This is a genomic window from Gottfriedia sp. NPDC057991 (assembly GCF_042886615.1).
GTDB lineage: Bacteria > Bacillota > Bacilli > Bacillales > Bacillaceae_G > Gottfriedia.
Map to the genome: position 1 here is coordinate 1,374,246 of NZ_JBHVQN010000001.1, position 14,400 is coordinate 1,388,645.

Sequence of the window (14,400 nt, forward strand, 5' to 3'; positions counted from 1 at the left end):
TCATATGGCCTTCATGAGAAAGAAAAAAGCAAAAATATATAAATAAAATAATCATTTCAGACCATGTTGGAACTCACCCAAAACCTACTTTACATAACAATGATCATGTGGACACTAATTGACAAACTCATGTTTTCAACAATCTGAAAAGCAGGGTGCCAAGCTTTTGCACTTATAAAATCTACTCATTACCCATCAGTTTTCTTAACTTAAATTCTGTATTTGTATCTTCAACAGGAGTATAAACACTACATCTTAAATCAATGTTTCCTTGAACTTGTAAAGATGTTAAGTTAAAAAGCATTTTACCTACTTTTGCGTGTCGAAACTCAATTAATACATCTGGTGCCGAACTTACTTCGCTCTCATTCCAGAGTTCATGAAATTCTGGGAAATTTTTTTCCATTTCATTAATAAAGGAAGTGTACCATTGATCCCCTACATATTGTCCGTAATATGTGCGGAAAATTGCTAAAAAGCCTTTCACAAAATGCTCCCAATTCACAGCTAAACTTTTAAATTCTTTTCTGGAGAAGAGCAATTGAATAAGATTTCGTTCCTCTTTTGGAATTTGTTCGAAATCTAAAAATACGTGAGCTGCTGCCGGATTCCATCCAACAATATGGCACCTTCGATCTGAAATAATGATCGGACAGTTTCGAAGTTCATTTAATATTTTAGTCAGGGCTGGACTAATGACTGTTTCTTCTTCATTTGAAAAAGAGCGTTTTTCAGCCTCCGGTAATGCAAGTGCATATAAATAATTTCGTTCATCTTTATTTAGTTGTAATGCATCTGAAATGGCGTCTAATACGGAATTCGATACTGTTATATCTCTTCCTTGTTCTAGCCAGGTATACCATGTGGTACTTACTCCTGCTAACCCGGCAACCTCTTCTCTACGAAGACCAGGGGTTCTTCTACGAGTGCCAACTGGTAATCCTACCATTTGCGGATTTATTTTTGACCGCTGAGTTTTTAGAAATTCTGACAGTGCTTCAAGTCGTGTTTCTCGATTCATTTCATAACTCCTTTCTGAACGTAGTATAAATTATACTAGGATAAACTACAACTTGTAATAGGATAAATAAACGTTAAAATAAAGAAAAAACGATTGGAGAACTTATGATGAGAAGAATTGTTATTACAGGAATGGGAGTTATCTCTCCTCTAGGAAATGATGTAGATACAGTTTGGAATAACTTAATTAACGGAAAATCAGGTATCACTACTATTGATACGATTGATGTATCAAATATAAAAACGAAAGTAGCAGGTATTGTCCGTGACTTTGATGCCGAAGAAAGATGGGGAAGAAAGGAAGCAAGAAAATTAGATCGTTTTTGTCAATTTGCCTTAGCAGCTGCTGAACAAGCTTTAGAAAGTTCACAACTACAATTAGAAAAAATGGACCTTGAACGTTTAGGAGTATATGTAGGATCAGGAATCGGTGGGATTAATACCTTTATCGAAAATGTAAATTTATTAAACGAAAGAGGACCTGCGAGAGTTAGTCCAAGTTTAGTACCGATGATGATATCAAACGCGGCAGCAGCTCAAATAAGTATTAGATTAGGTGCTCTTGGTCCATCTTTATCACCAGTAACTGCATGCTCTATAGGAAATTCATCTATTGGAGAAGCATTCAATACAATTCGGAATGGAGAAGCAGATGTTATTTTTGCGGGTGGAACAGAAGCTGCTATAGCTCAATTATCTTTAGCAAGTTTTGGAAACGCTAAGGCATTATCAATCAATCCTGAACCTACTTCATCAAGTCGACCTTTTGATGCCAATAGAGATGGATTTGTAATGAGTGAAGGTGCGGGGGTTTTAGTGTTAGAATCATTGGAACACGCAATAAATAGAAATGCCCCCATCTTATGTGAGGTAATTGGTTATGGAGCAAGTTCAGATGCATATCATATGGTTGCAACTCATCCAGAAGGACGAGGAGCGTTTTTAGCGATGAGAAATGCTTTAAATAGAGCAGAAATAGCATTACAAGATGTGGATGTCATTAGTGCACATGCAACAAGTACCCCACTCGGCGATCAATCTGAAACGATGGCTATAAAAAAACTGTTTGGCGAACATGCTTATAATATTCCAGTTACAGCAAATAAATCAATGCTTGGACATATGCTTGGCGCAGCAGGAGGAATAGAGGCAATCGCTTTAGTGAAAAGTCTTCAAGAAGGAATTATACCTCCAACAATCAACTTAAACCAACCAGATCCTGATTGTGATTTAGACTATGTATCAGAAGGGGCAAGGAAAAAAGAATTAAACATTGGTATTTCAAACTCTTTCGGCTTCGGTGGACATAATTCTGCCATTGTATTGAAAAAGTACGTTTAAGTGATATTGTAGTTGCTATATCTCAACAATCTAAAAGCCTCTTTTAAATAAGAGGCTTTATATTGAAAAAAAACCAACACTAAATTGTTGCTTTTATAATGGACCATAATTCGATGCCTACTTCATATAATGCTGCTCATTTAGTTTCTTTATTTGACTGTTTTTAAATAAATTCAAAAATAGATAGATTAAATAAAAGAAGAATACAACAAAAAGCCCAACTAGAAGTAGGAGCAATAAATACACTAGGTTATAGTGAAGTCCAAAAGTTGTTGTTTCTTTACCCAAATTGTAAAAATATTCTAATGGAGTTCCTTTTTCAGGAGCCATTGTGTAAAAGTAATTAGATGTAAAGGGCACCATCCATTTCATAAACAAATTATTTACAAAGATTGATAAAATGTACAATGCAATAATGAGCGTCATTGTTTTTCGTAATATCTTTAAATTAATTACAACCATATTATTGTAGAACGCCCACAAAACAATTCCTACGATTAGCATATGCCCCCAAAGATACGCCATTCCTTGCCATGTTAGGAGAGTATGATAGTTTGAAAGACCGTTAGCAAATATAATGCTTACTAAAGCAGCGGGAAGGTTGAAACAAAACGCAATTGAAAATAGCAATTCACTTTCATATAAAAAAGCAAAAAATAAAATAAAATTAGCAAAATGACAAATTTGTAATGGGATTTCTTCAGGTGAGATTTGATTCACTTTGTGATAAATTTCTATATTACGTCCAACTAAAAGAGCGATCCCAATAAGTGAGAACCCCATTCCAATCAAACGTAACGTCTGATGGTTAAAGCGTCTAAATTGAAAATAAAACAAAATTACAAATAGAAAGGGACTCGACATAAATAAAAAATGGAATGGACTCCACATTTGAAAGGTCATTGAACTATACTTTCCTTCATGTAGTAAAATACACTTGTTTTCAACGCGATTTACCCCCATTACTTTTTAATGTAATTCGTTCGGCAAAAAACGTATCATTAAGCGATCAGACTAAAGACTTCAAGTAATCAACACCTATTATTGATTTATTCAAAAAAATTTTAGAAAGAACCTGAAATGTTCACAGTAATCTTGTACAGAAATAAGGAATGTATATATTCCACGATTTTTAAATTTAAGGAAATTATTAAAAAATGGGATTTCCAATATGTATGAGATCATTGTATTAGGAAATGAATTAAGAATTACATAACTAAAAATAGGTAAACTTGAATTCATTTCATTAATTAAATTAATTTCTATAGTTCAATTAGATTAATCAGATTGACAATCAAGTTTATACGTATTATTATTATCTCAAGTTAAAGATATTTTAATTCGAAATAATTTTCAGGAGGTGAATAAATAAATAATGACAAAGAGGTTTATTATAAGAAATTACTGTTTTTAAAGACCTTTGTGTAATACATGTGACATTAACATCTGAAGGGATTGTAATGAAAATATACTGTTCAAAAATTGTTTGATTCACCATATTCTGATGAGTTAGAGATTAATAGTACAACTTAAAAAAGTAAGTAATAATGTGTTTAAGTTATCATTTTTTTTAATATAATATCTCGGATTAAAGATAAAAAAATTAGGAGGATTTTAAGATGATAAATATTGGTTTATTAATTATTCGTTTAGTAGTCGGTTTACTTTTTGTGGGTCATGGTGCTCAAAAATTATTTGGCTGGTTCGGTGGTCATGGTTTAAAAGGTACAGGTGGATGGTTTGAATCAATTGGCATGAAACCGGGTGTAATGATTGCACTTTTCGCCGGTTTAGCAGAACTAATTGGGGGAATTTTGTTTGCTTTAGGTCTATTAACACCACTTGCAGGAATCATGATTGCTGGAACAATGGTGATGGCAATTATTAAAGTTCATGGGCCAAATGGTTTATGGGTAACAGCTAACGGATATGAATACAACTTAACATTGCTATCAGTTGCGATTGGGATAGCTTTAATAGGTCCTGGTAAATATGCATTAGATGCATTTTTATTCTAATTTATCTCCGTAGAATTGATTTTACAAAAAAATTCAAATTAATTTATATGTGTTGTTTAAAAATGAATCTAGATTATAAAAAAGAGAAATAATAGGTGGTGTACTAAATGGGATTTTTATCCAAATTATTTGGTAAGGAGACGGAAAAGATGACAAATGTAAAATTAGCAGTGATTTATTATAGTATGGGTGGAACAAATTATCAGCTTTCAAAATGGGCTGAAGATGGAGCGAAAGAACTTGGAGCAGAAGTAAAAGTGCTTAAAGTACCAGAACATGCACCACAATCCGTGATCGAAGGGAATCCGGTTTGGAAAGGGCATTTAGAAGCTACAAAGGAAGTTCCGGAAGTAACTTTAGCAGATTTAGAATGGGCAGATGCAATTATTTTTAGTGTACCTACACGATTTGGTGGTATGCCAGCACAAATGAAACAGTTTTTAGACACAACTGGTGGGTTATGGTTCAATGGGAAACTTGTAAATAAAGTTGTTAGTGCAATGACTTCTGCTCAAAATCCTCATGGAGGCCAAGAAGCAACAATTTTATCGATTTATACAACAATGTATCATTGGGGTGCAATTGTTGCTACTCCTGGATATACAGATCCTGTAACATTTGGAGCAGGTGGAAATCCATATGGAACTAGTGTTACTGTTGGTCAGGATGGAAAAATGATTGAAAATGTAGAAGCCGCTGTAAAACATCAGGCAAAGCGTACAGTTACGATCGCTGAAATGGTAAAAAAAGCAAATCAATAAATATGAGTAAGCTAATCGAGATTTTTTCGATTAGCTTACTTATATTTTAAAATACATAAATTAGTTAATTAAATTTTAAATGGCACTAAACTTTAAAAGATTTTACAATTTATTCGTTAACTAAAGTTTCAAAATTTACATCAAATTTGCATCTTAATACTTTCGAATGATAGTAGAAATCATTCGATTCTTACATAACATTACTGTAACCATTGTCAAAATTAATAATTGGAATCCATCTTTTTACATATGATTTACTGATTATAAACTAGGAGGTAAAAAATTGGATTATCGAATTGAAAAAGATTCAATTGGTGAGATAAAAGTACCCGTAAATAAACTATGGGGAGCTCAAACACAACGAAGTTTTGAGAATTTTAAAATTGGTACTGAAAAAATGCCTATTCAATTAATTTATGCTTTAGCTCTAATTAAAAAGAGTGCAGCAATTACAAATAAAAAACTAGGAAAATTAGATACTGAAAAAGCAGATGCAATCATTGGTGCCGCAGATGACATATTAGAAGGTAAGCTTGACAATCACTTTCCGCTTGTTGTTTGGCAAACGGGAAGTGGTACACAAACAAATATGAATGTTAATGAAGTAATCGCTCACCGTGGGAATGAGTTCTTAGCAGAAAAAGGAAACAATAAAAAAATTCATCCAAATGATGATGTTAATATGTCTCAAAGCTCGAATGATACATTCCCAACAGCAATGCATATTTCAAGTGCTCTTGCAGTAAATAAGCAACTGCTCCCTGCATTAAAAAACTTAAAAATTACATTAAGTGAAAAGATGAATGCATTTAAACAGATTATTAAAATTGGACGAACACATTTGCAAGATGCAACACCTATAACGCTAGGTCAAGAAATAAGTGGTTGGCATCGTATGCTTGAAAAAAGTGAAAAAATGATAGTAGATAGTTTGAAATTTATTGCCGAGTTAGCTATTGGTGGGACTGCTGTCGGTACAGGAATCAATGCACATCCGAGTTTTGGAACGATGATGGCTGAAGAAATTAGTTCGTTAACTGGACTTCAATTTATTTCTGCTGAAAATAAATTCCAAGCATTAACTAGTCATGATGAGATTGTTTTTACGCATGGTGCTTTAAAAGCATTAGCGGCAGATTTAATGAAAATCGCGAATGATGTCCGCTGGATGGCAAGTGGTCCTAGAAGTGGTATAGGTGAAATAACTATTCCATCAAATGAACCAGGAAGTTCAATCATGCCAGGGAAAGTAAATCCAACCCAATCTGAAGCACTGACAATGGTTGTAACTCAAATTATGGGAAATGATATGACAATAGGCTTTGCTGCTAGTCAAGGAAACTTTGAATTGAATGTGTTCAAACCAGTCATTATTTATAATTTTCTTCAGTCAGTTAGATTACTTTCAGACGCAATTAATTCATTTGACGATCATTGTGCAAAAGGCATAGAAGCAAATATAGAAGTGATTGAACAAAATCTAAATCGATCACTTATGCTCGTAACTGCATTAAATCCTCATATTGGTTATGAAAAAGCAGCAACAATAGCGAAGTTAGCATTTAACGAAAATTTGACACTTAAGGAAGCTGCATTAAAAACCGGTTATTTATCGGAAGAAGAATTCGATCGAATTGTTAGACCTGAAAACATGATTTAGTCATATCACTAAACAGAATCAAAAAAAATCCTGATGGCCACTATATAGGCATCAGGATTTTTTTTAATACTCACATACCATCATCTAAATTTCTATCAACTTTTCAATACTTATTTCCGACTTTAGGAAAATGAGCGGCTAAAAATCAGTTTAATCTTGGATTTTGGAGCTTTATTGGATGAACAATATTAAAAAAATATCGTAAAATTCACATTAAGTTCACATCAATACATTATAATCACCTTATCCTTAAATATTACTTAAACAGAAAGAAGGCGGATTAATTGAAGCCCATTAAAACAATTTCAGCAGATGAGATGCAAAAATTTGAAGATAAACTAAAAAAACACAATTGGATTTTAATGTTAATAACAGTAATCACTATCCCATTTATAGTAAGTAACTTGTAAAAAAAGAAAAGTACTAATACTGTTTTCTTTTTTACATATGCCACCCAAAAGAATAGGTCAATAAAAAAGCCAAGAATTTTTTCTTGGCTTTTTTATTTTTAATTCATTTAGGTTAAAAGCGAAATGTTTACAACTTTGAAACAACCGATGACAAAGATTGATACATTTAAAAACTATGATACATATATAAGTTTTCAGGAGTGTGATCCATGAATAATAGCAATTGCTGAAATATAACGTTACAAGACTTAACAAAAATGAATTTTGGAATCTTCAAAGCTTTTAGTTAAGTTATTTAATATAAATAAGGAGAGAGCCAATGTCTAATAAAATTATATGGATACTTCTGGTAATGTTAGTAATCCTAGTGCTCATACCGAAAGCGAATGCCACTACATTTAAGTTTAATTTTAACAATAATGAGTTCTCTAATTATATAGATCATATGAACTTAAATACGAAAAAGTCTACTTATGGTCAGACAATTGAGATCAGTTTAAAAACGAAAAAAAGTGGTGAAAATGTTTCCTTAACATTTGCAAATGGTACGAATCGAAAAGATATTTCTTTAATAAAAACCTCTAACAACTCTTTTTCTGGAAAAATGAAGATTACAAGTTCATTTACAAAAGGAGAATATAAACTTGATTCAATTAAATTTGATTATCAAAATCTAGTAATCCCTGATAAAAAAATCAATTTTACAATTTTAGATTTACCGACACCTATCATTAATCAAGTGACAAATCAATCAACTGCTATTAAAGGGTTATTTCTTTCAAATAGTCAGGTAGAAGTGTATGAAGATTCTAAATTAATAAATACCGTGAAAACAAACGATAAGGGTGAATTTAATGATGCTATAAAATCATTGAAAGAATTTACTAAAATAAGCATCATTGGGGTTAGTGAAGGAATAAAAAGTAAACCGATTACTGTAATTGTAAAAGATTCGATTGCACCATCCATTACTTCTCTTTCTACTATAAATGATCAATCAAAGAATGTTACTGGAATATCTGAGCCTTTCGCAACTGTAAAAGTATATATGAACGGAAATCCAATCGGTGATATTACAGTTAGCTCAACAGGAAAGTTTACTGTTAAAATTGGTAAACAAAAAGCGAATTCAATCCTCAAAGTAATCGTTCTAGATCAGAGTAATAATCAAAGTAAACCATATACATTGCGCGTATCACATTCTATTTCACCAGTAGTTAATACAGTTAAAAATAGCTCTTCGTTATCAAATGGTCAATTAATGATTATCAATACAAAGACGAATAAACTAACTTTTTATCGTAATGGTAACCTTCTAAAAACTTTTACTGTTGCAACAGGTAAGTCGTCAACACCTACACCTACTGGAAAATTTGTAATCTCAAACAAAGTGAAGAACCGCCCATGGTACAAGGGAAATATTCCTGGAGGCGATCCTAGGAATCCACTTGGTAACCGCTGGCTAGGATTAAGTGTTGGTACTGCATATGGTATCCACGGAAACAATAAAGAAAGTTCCATTGGACAATCAGTAAGTTCAGGCTGTGTTCGAATGCATAATAGTGAAATACAATGGCTTTTTGAGCAAGTTAACGTAGGAACAACAGTCATTATTGCTAATTCTTTAAATTCAAATGGAAAAATTGCCCGTTCTTATGGTATTCCAATCGCGTAAATAAAAAAAGGGGTGTCTCATAGTCGAATTTTGACAATGAGACACCTCTTTTTTATGTTTAAACGTCCGAAAGTGAACCCAGTATTATTCTGGTTTCTCTTTTTGAGCTTATTCTAGTATTGTCTGTTGGAGAAATTCAATCATCTGTTTTAATGCATCTTGTACGATTGGGAGATGGAATTCCTTTTCAAATACGTGTTCTCCGTTTGGAATCGTAATGAGCTTTGTTTTCACTCCATTTTTTATTAGGGCAGCTCTCATGAATACAGATTGTTCGTACGGAACATCTTTGTCATTCGTGCCGTGTAAAAATAAAGTAGGTGGGTAATCTTTTGTGATGTGAGTAATGGGACAAAAATTAAGAAGTTGATTTTTATTTGTCTTTGGATCAACTGCTGTTAATTTTTGAACCCATACTCCTTGCTGTCTTGCATGTAAATAGATTAAAAAGCGCTTTTCAATTGATCCTTCTGAAATGACACCAGTAGTTTGAAGCATTGCAGCAATTTCATTCGGAACTAAGTCATATTGCAAATAATAAGAGCTTGGATTTGTCGCCCAACTAGCACTAATATCTCCATACCCATAGAAGGAAACGATTGCACGCGGCTTTAGCTTAAATATTCCAGAGCAAAGAGCAAGAAAACCGCCAGCAGAACCTCCTATTATAACGGTTTTTCTTGGATCGATCGAAAAATGATTTGGTCCTTCAGTTGCAATCCAAAGAAGTGCATCTTGAATATCTTCAAGTATGTCTGGTAGCTTGGATTCGGGGGCAAGCCTATAATCAATCGAAAACACCGAATAACCGTTGCTTGTGTATAGCTGTATCATTTCATTTGTAATGTCTTCTCTCGTTCCCCAAATAAGGCCGCCTCCATGGATATAAATAACGACAGGAGCGTTCTCACGATTCGTTTCATAAAAGTCTGCCTTAAGTGAAAATTGATCATTTTTTTTGTAAATAACTGTTTTTTTCATACGTTCACGCCCAACTAAAAGGTTTAAAATATTTATATGTCATTGTTGATATGTGGAAGATTTTTTTGTAAAAGTCGATAAATCTTTAAGGCTAACTGGATTTGTAGCAAATCATCTGGATTCTTTAAATCTGTATTTAATATTTCCTTAATTTTTTCAATTCTGTAAATAAGAGTGTTTCTATGCAAAAACATTGCCTTTGCTGTTTCACTTAAATTTTGGTTGTGATTGAAATAGTTTTCTAGCGTTTGAATATAACCTGTTTCGTGAAGATTATCATGTTCTAATATCTTTCCAAGTGATTTCATAAAAAAGTTTTCTAACTGCAAATCTTTTATATTTGAATCTAGAAAGTGATAAACAGCATAATCCTCAAAATGAGATATTCCTTCATTTTTATCAAATTTTTGCATCAGTCTAATGGCTTCATGAGCTTCAGAAAAACTTTTGTGAAGTGAACTAATCGTCTTAAACTGGCGACCTATTCCAATTAAAAAAGTCGTTTTGTTAATGTTTTTATGAAGGACTTCTAAAATGGTATTGGAATATAATTTTGCTTCATTTAAGGAAATAGAAGGTTTGTTTTCACTTTGTCCAATCAAAATAATGATTCGGTTATTTCGATGAAAGCATGTAATTTCTCCATATGTATGACTCGAATTCTCATAAACAAGATCCACACATTTTCTTGCTTTATTTTCTAGTTTATATCTTCTGTCAACCATGTCTTCAATTTTTATGAGTTCATCAGATTCTATATTAATTACCACACAGTAATACATATAGTTTGGATTTAGTCCATGTAAGTCGCTAAGAGTTTTAATCGACTCTTTTGATGTTATTTTTCCATTTAATAAATCATCAAAGAAATCATTTCTAATTTTTTGTTTCACACCCTCTATTTCCCTTTGCTTGATCATCTCAAGCGCTATAATCGTAGATGCCTGCTCTAAAGCAATATAGTCAAATTCCGTTAATTCATGTACAGTTTGCCATACAACGATATATCCAAAAATATCATTCGCAACCCCAATAGGCAGGATTCTACATTTAATTTCTAAATCCTCTAGATAATAGATGCGTTTTATTAGCTTTTTCATTTGGCTAATACTATGCGGAATTGAATCGATAAACTCTTTATGGAACACTTGTCGATCTTTTACGAGATTAAGACAATAGTCTAAATAGATCGGATTATCTTTGTGCTCTGAGGAGTGAATCAAATCCCAATTTTCGTCTACAATCAGAATGGGATTGTTTACAGTTTCCGACAATGTAGAAGCTATTCTGTTAATTCCCCCACCTTCTAATGCAATACTAAAGAGTGTATTATGCATGTCTAACGTTTTTCGATTCAACAAATCATATCTACCTGATGCTTTTTCATTAATAATCGATATTACATTTGATAATGTATATTCGAATGGTAGCTCTAAAAGAGGTAAACCATACTTATTTGCTTGATCAATCATATTTTGGGGAATTTGATCAAAGTATCGTTTCATTTTAATAATGAGCCCAGAACAGTTTATTTCTGATAACTCTTTAATAATTTTATTTTGAAGTTCTTCTTGATCTTTAAATATATAACCAGTTGATAGAAGTAATTCATTCGACGACAACCAGTCAAACGCATCAGGGTTTTCCATAATATTAACGAGAGAAATAACGTTATTAATGCCCTTTTCTCCTCCAACAATTTTAATTCCAGCAAGTGCTTTAATCTCTAATAGATTTTTTATTGTCAACATCTTTTCTCAACTCCTTCGACAAAATTTACTCACATATATTTGTGCAATATGCCTAAATGACATCCTTGTTTTTTGGTTTTTCTAAACGATGACGATATGAGGTTTGCATACTAAAATAATCACGTAAGGTTAGCTAATCGTCAATTATTTTGTAGAAAATCTTTGTTTTTTTTACTAAAAAGCAAAGAAGGTTAATAATCAAATTACTACAAATTGACTAAAAGATGTTTTTTTCTAGCTTATTTTGTAACAATTTAGCAAATTTTATCATATGCAAGCTGCTAATGGATTTTACAAGAAATTAAGTGTGGTGTACAGGATTGAAAATTAGATTTCTTCCAGAATGATGGGGTGACTTCAATGATATTTACAGCAAAATCTGGCGATGTCGATTTTATCCAAAAAATTAAAAATTCAAATATGAGTGGTTTTGTTCACAGCTTATTTAAACGGACATTTAATATTCAATGCCTAGAAGATGGTGAATTGTACACTGTTGCCTGCTGCGAAATTGATAACGGGCCCAATACACTTGTTATTGATGTCGAATGTTTTGACAAGCTGGATCTAGAAGTAAACGCCACTGTTTATGTAGAAGATCAGATTCTCCACATCGCTAATAAATTATCAATCCACATTGTGAACGTTGAACAATGGGAGAGCAACCTTCCTTTATTGCCAAATAATATCGAAGGTTTGAAAGGTAATCTCGCATTCATGAAGAATTTCATCGACCACCATGGTAAAAGCGGCGGAATAATAGAAGCCTCTATTTTTCAGACTTCTTTTGAAAAGCATATGTCGAAACTGCTTCATGAAAGAACGGGTTTGCTATTGAATGATTTAGTAAACAACCAGACGACTAGTGCCTTACAGCATGCCGTTTCACTAATAGGCCTCGGTCCTGGATTAACTCCATCTGGTGATGATTTTCTAGTTGGATTATTAACCATTTTTAATACGAGTTCATGCTTTTCACATAAAGTATTTTGTGAAGAAGTGGTTAAAAAAGCGAAAAGCTTAACAAATGAAATAAGCTATATGGCTATTAAAAAAGCATCAATCGGTAAAGTGAGAGAGTCTATTATTCTTTTAATTCATTCCTTACTAAACGGAACAGAAAAGGACTTGATTTTCTCAATAACAAAAGTATTAAATATCGGGTCTTCATCCGGAACAGATCTAGCCTTAGGACTTGTCTGTGGGTTGGAAGCAAAAATGAATGTTGGAGGTAAAGTATGAATGTACAAGTTGTGGTAAAGCCAAATACATTTTTTGATTCAGTATCTTTAATGTCTTTATCAACGAAAGCGAACCAAATAGAAGGTATTGACCAAGCGATCATTGCAATGGGAACTGAAATGAATAAAGGAGTAATTAAAAATGTAGGTCTGAGTACTCCTGAGGTTGAAGAAGCAAAAAACAGTGATTTGATCATTGTTGTTAAAGCTGAAACTAATGAATTGTGTGAAAACGCTTTCGTAGAAATTGATGAATTATTAACGAGTAAAAATACATCTAAAGCGAAAAGCGAGATCGTTTATTCAACGATTACTTCCGCTGCAACGAGTATTCCAGAAGCAAATCTAGCTGTTATTTCAGTTAATGGTGCATTTGCTGCTAGAGAAGCAAGAAAAGCACTTGAAAATGATCTACATGTCATGCTATTTAGCGATAATGTAAGCGTTGTAGAAGAAATCGAATTGAAAAAGCTAGCCCATGAAAAAGGTTTATTAATGATGGGACCAGATTGTGGAACAGCGATTATTAGTAACGTAGGATTAGCATTCTCAAATGCTGTAAGAAAAGGAAATATTGGAATCGTCGGTGCATCTGGAACTGGTAGTCAAGAGGTTAGTGTTCGAATCCATGACTTTGGTGGTGGAATTACCCAATTAATCGGAACCGGCGGTCGTGATTTAAGTGAAGAAGTTGGCGGTATCATGATGTTAGATGCGATTAAAGCGTTAGACGAAGATGAGGCTACTAAGGTAATCGTACTAGTTTCTAAGCCACCAGCACCAAGTGTAGAAGAGAAAGTACTAGCCCAAATTAAGCAATGCAAAAAACCAGTTGTTGTTTGGTTCATTGGTGGAGATGAAGAAAAAGTAGATCAAGCTGGAGGACATTTTGCGAAAATGTCAAAAGAAGCTGCGCTTAAGGCAGTACTTTTAGCGGGAGCTGATGAAGGCAGTATAAACAAACGTGCTTTGAATATTCCTCTAATTGAAGAAGTTCGTGCAAAATTAACGCCAGATCAAAAATATATTCGTGGATTATTTTGTGGCGGTACATTATGTGACGAAGCGATGTATGCAGCGATTGATAAATTTGACAATGTATATAGCAATATCCAGAAAAATCCTGATTACCTTTTAAAAGACATTAATGTTAGTCAGGAACATACTTTCATTGACTTAGGTGATGATGATTTTACACAAGGAAAACCTCATCCAATGATTGATCCGTCCACTCGAATCGCTAGATTTTTACAAGAAGCGAAGGATCCATCAGTTGGTGTTATCGTTATGGACTTTGTTTTAGGCTATGGTTCTCACGAGGATCCAGTTGGCGTAATGCTTCCTGCAATAATCGAAGCGAAGGACTTAGCTGAAAAAAAAGGAAGACACTTAGAGATTATTGGATACGTTCTTGGAACAGACTTAGACCCTCAAAACTTCGATGAACAAGTGAACAAGTTATTAGCTGCAGGGGTTACACACGCTAGTAGTAGTACTAACGCTGGTCTGTTAGCAAGAGAATTCGTAGTGAAAGGAGAATAG

At 33.2% G+C, this 14,400-nt stretch carries 11 protein-coding genes; 7 read left to right on the forward strand and 4 right to left on the reverse strand.

The features are described from left to right. Positions 1 to 181 precede the first annotated feature (181 nt). Positions 182 to 1,021, reverse strand: coding sequence for a helix-turn-helix transcriptional regulator (locus ACFVR2_RS06925; protein ID WP_387360105.1), 840 nt, complete (start codon positions 1,019 to 1,021; stop codon positions 182 to 184). A 107-nt stretch (positions 1,022 to 1,128) separates the two neighbouring features. Here ACFVR2_RS06925 and fabF point away from each other — a divergent pair, with 107 nt between their 5' ends. Then, a complete protein-coding gene (gene fabF, locus ACFVR2_RS06930; protein WP_387360107.1) occupies positions 1,129 to 2,361 on the forward strand; it encodes a beta-ketoacyl-ACP synthase II in 1,233 nt (410 codons plus the stop codon). Between the two features lie 117 nt (positions 2,362 to 2,478). Here the strand turns inward: fabF and ACFVR2_RS06935 are convergent, their stop codons facing one another. Continuing rightward, positions 2,479 to 3,264: a TMEM164 family acyltransferase gene (locus ACFVR2_RS06935; RefSeq protein ID WP_387360109.1), complete on the reverse strand. Its 786-nt coding sequence runs from the start codon at positions 3,262 to 3,264 to the stop codon at positions 2,479 to 2,481. Positions 3,265 to 3,980: 716 nt separating this feature from the next. Between ACFVR2_RS06935 and ACFVR2_RS06940 the strand changes: the two genes are divergently transcribed. The 4 genes from ACFVR2_RS06940 to ACFVR2_RS06955 all read left to right on the forward strand — a co-directional run bounded on the left by ACFVR2_RS06940 (position 3,981) and on the right by ACFVR2_RS06955 (position 8,885). Beyond that, positions 3,981 to 4,379, forward strand: coding sequence for a DoxX family protein (locus ACFVR2_RS06940; RefSeq protein WP_387360111.1), 399 nt, complete (start codon positions 3,981 to 3,983; stop codon positions 4,377 to 4,379). A 149-nt stretch (positions 4,380 to 4,528) separates the two neighbouring features. Beyond that, positions 4,529 to 5,140 carry an NAD(P)H:quinone oxidoreductase gene (gene wrbA / locus ACFVR2_RS06945; protein ID WP_387360113.1) on the forward strand — a complete coding sequence of 204 codons (612 nt, stop codon included), beginning with the start codon at positions 4,529 to 4,531 and terminating at the stop codon, positions 5,138 to 5,140. Between the two features lie 283 nt (positions 5,141 to 5,423). Next, a complete protein-coding gene (fumC, locus tag ACFVR2_RS06950; protein ID WP_387360115.1) occupies positions 5,424 to 6,800 on the forward strand; it encodes a class II fumarate hydratase in 1,377 nt (458 codons plus the stop codon). Positions 6,801 to 7,529: 729 nt separating this feature from the next. Continuing rightward, positions 7,530 to 8,885, forward strand: coding sequence for a L,D-transpeptidase family protein (locus tag ACFVR2_RS06955; protein WP_387360117.1), 1,356 nt, complete (start codon positions 7,530 to 7,532; stop codon positions 8,883 to 8,885). Between the two features lie 108 nt (positions 8,886 to 8,993). On the opposite strand, the gene ACFVR2_RS06960 is transcribed toward ACFVR2_RS06955, so the two are convergent. Together ACFVR2_RS06960 and ACFVR2_RS06965 are read right to left on the reverse strand one after the other, a co-directional pair. Next, the gene (locus tag ACFVR2_RS06960; RefSeq protein WP_387360119.1) at positions 8,994 to 9,866 is read right to left on the reverse strand and encodes an alpha/beta hydrolase; all 873 of its coding nucleotides are present in this window, start codon (positions 9,864 to 9,866) and stop codon (positions 8,994 to 8,996) included. 32 nt (positions 9,867 to 9,898) lie between these two features. Next, positions 9,899 to 11,617, reverse strand: a complete 1,719-nt coding sequence (locus ACFVR2_RS06965; protein WP_387360121.1) for a PucR family transcriptional regulator — start codon at positions 11,615 to 11,617, stop codon at positions 9,899 to 9,901. A gap of 360 nt (positions 11,618 to 11,977) precedes the next feature. Between ACFVR2_RS06965 and ACFVR2_RS06970 the strand changes: the two genes are divergently transcribed. Both ACFVR2_RS06970 and fdrA read left to right on the forward strand, forming a co-directional pair. After that, positions 11,978 to 12,859, forward strand: a complete 882-nt coding sequence (locus ACFVR2_RS06970) for an oxamate carbamoyltransferase subunit AllH family protein (RefSeq protein ID WP_387360123.1) — start codon at positions 11,978 to 11,980, stop codon at positions 12,857 to 12,859. Then, positions 12,856 to 14,400 carry an acyl-CoA synthetase FdrA gene (gene fdrA / locus ACFVR2_RS06975; RefSeq protein WP_387360125.1) on the forward strand — a complete coding sequence of 515 codons (1,545 nt, stop codon included), beginning with the start codon at positions 12,856 to 12,858 and terminating at the stop codon, positions 14,398 to 14,400. Before ACFVR2_RS06970 ends, fdrA begins: the two co-directional genes overlap by 4 nt.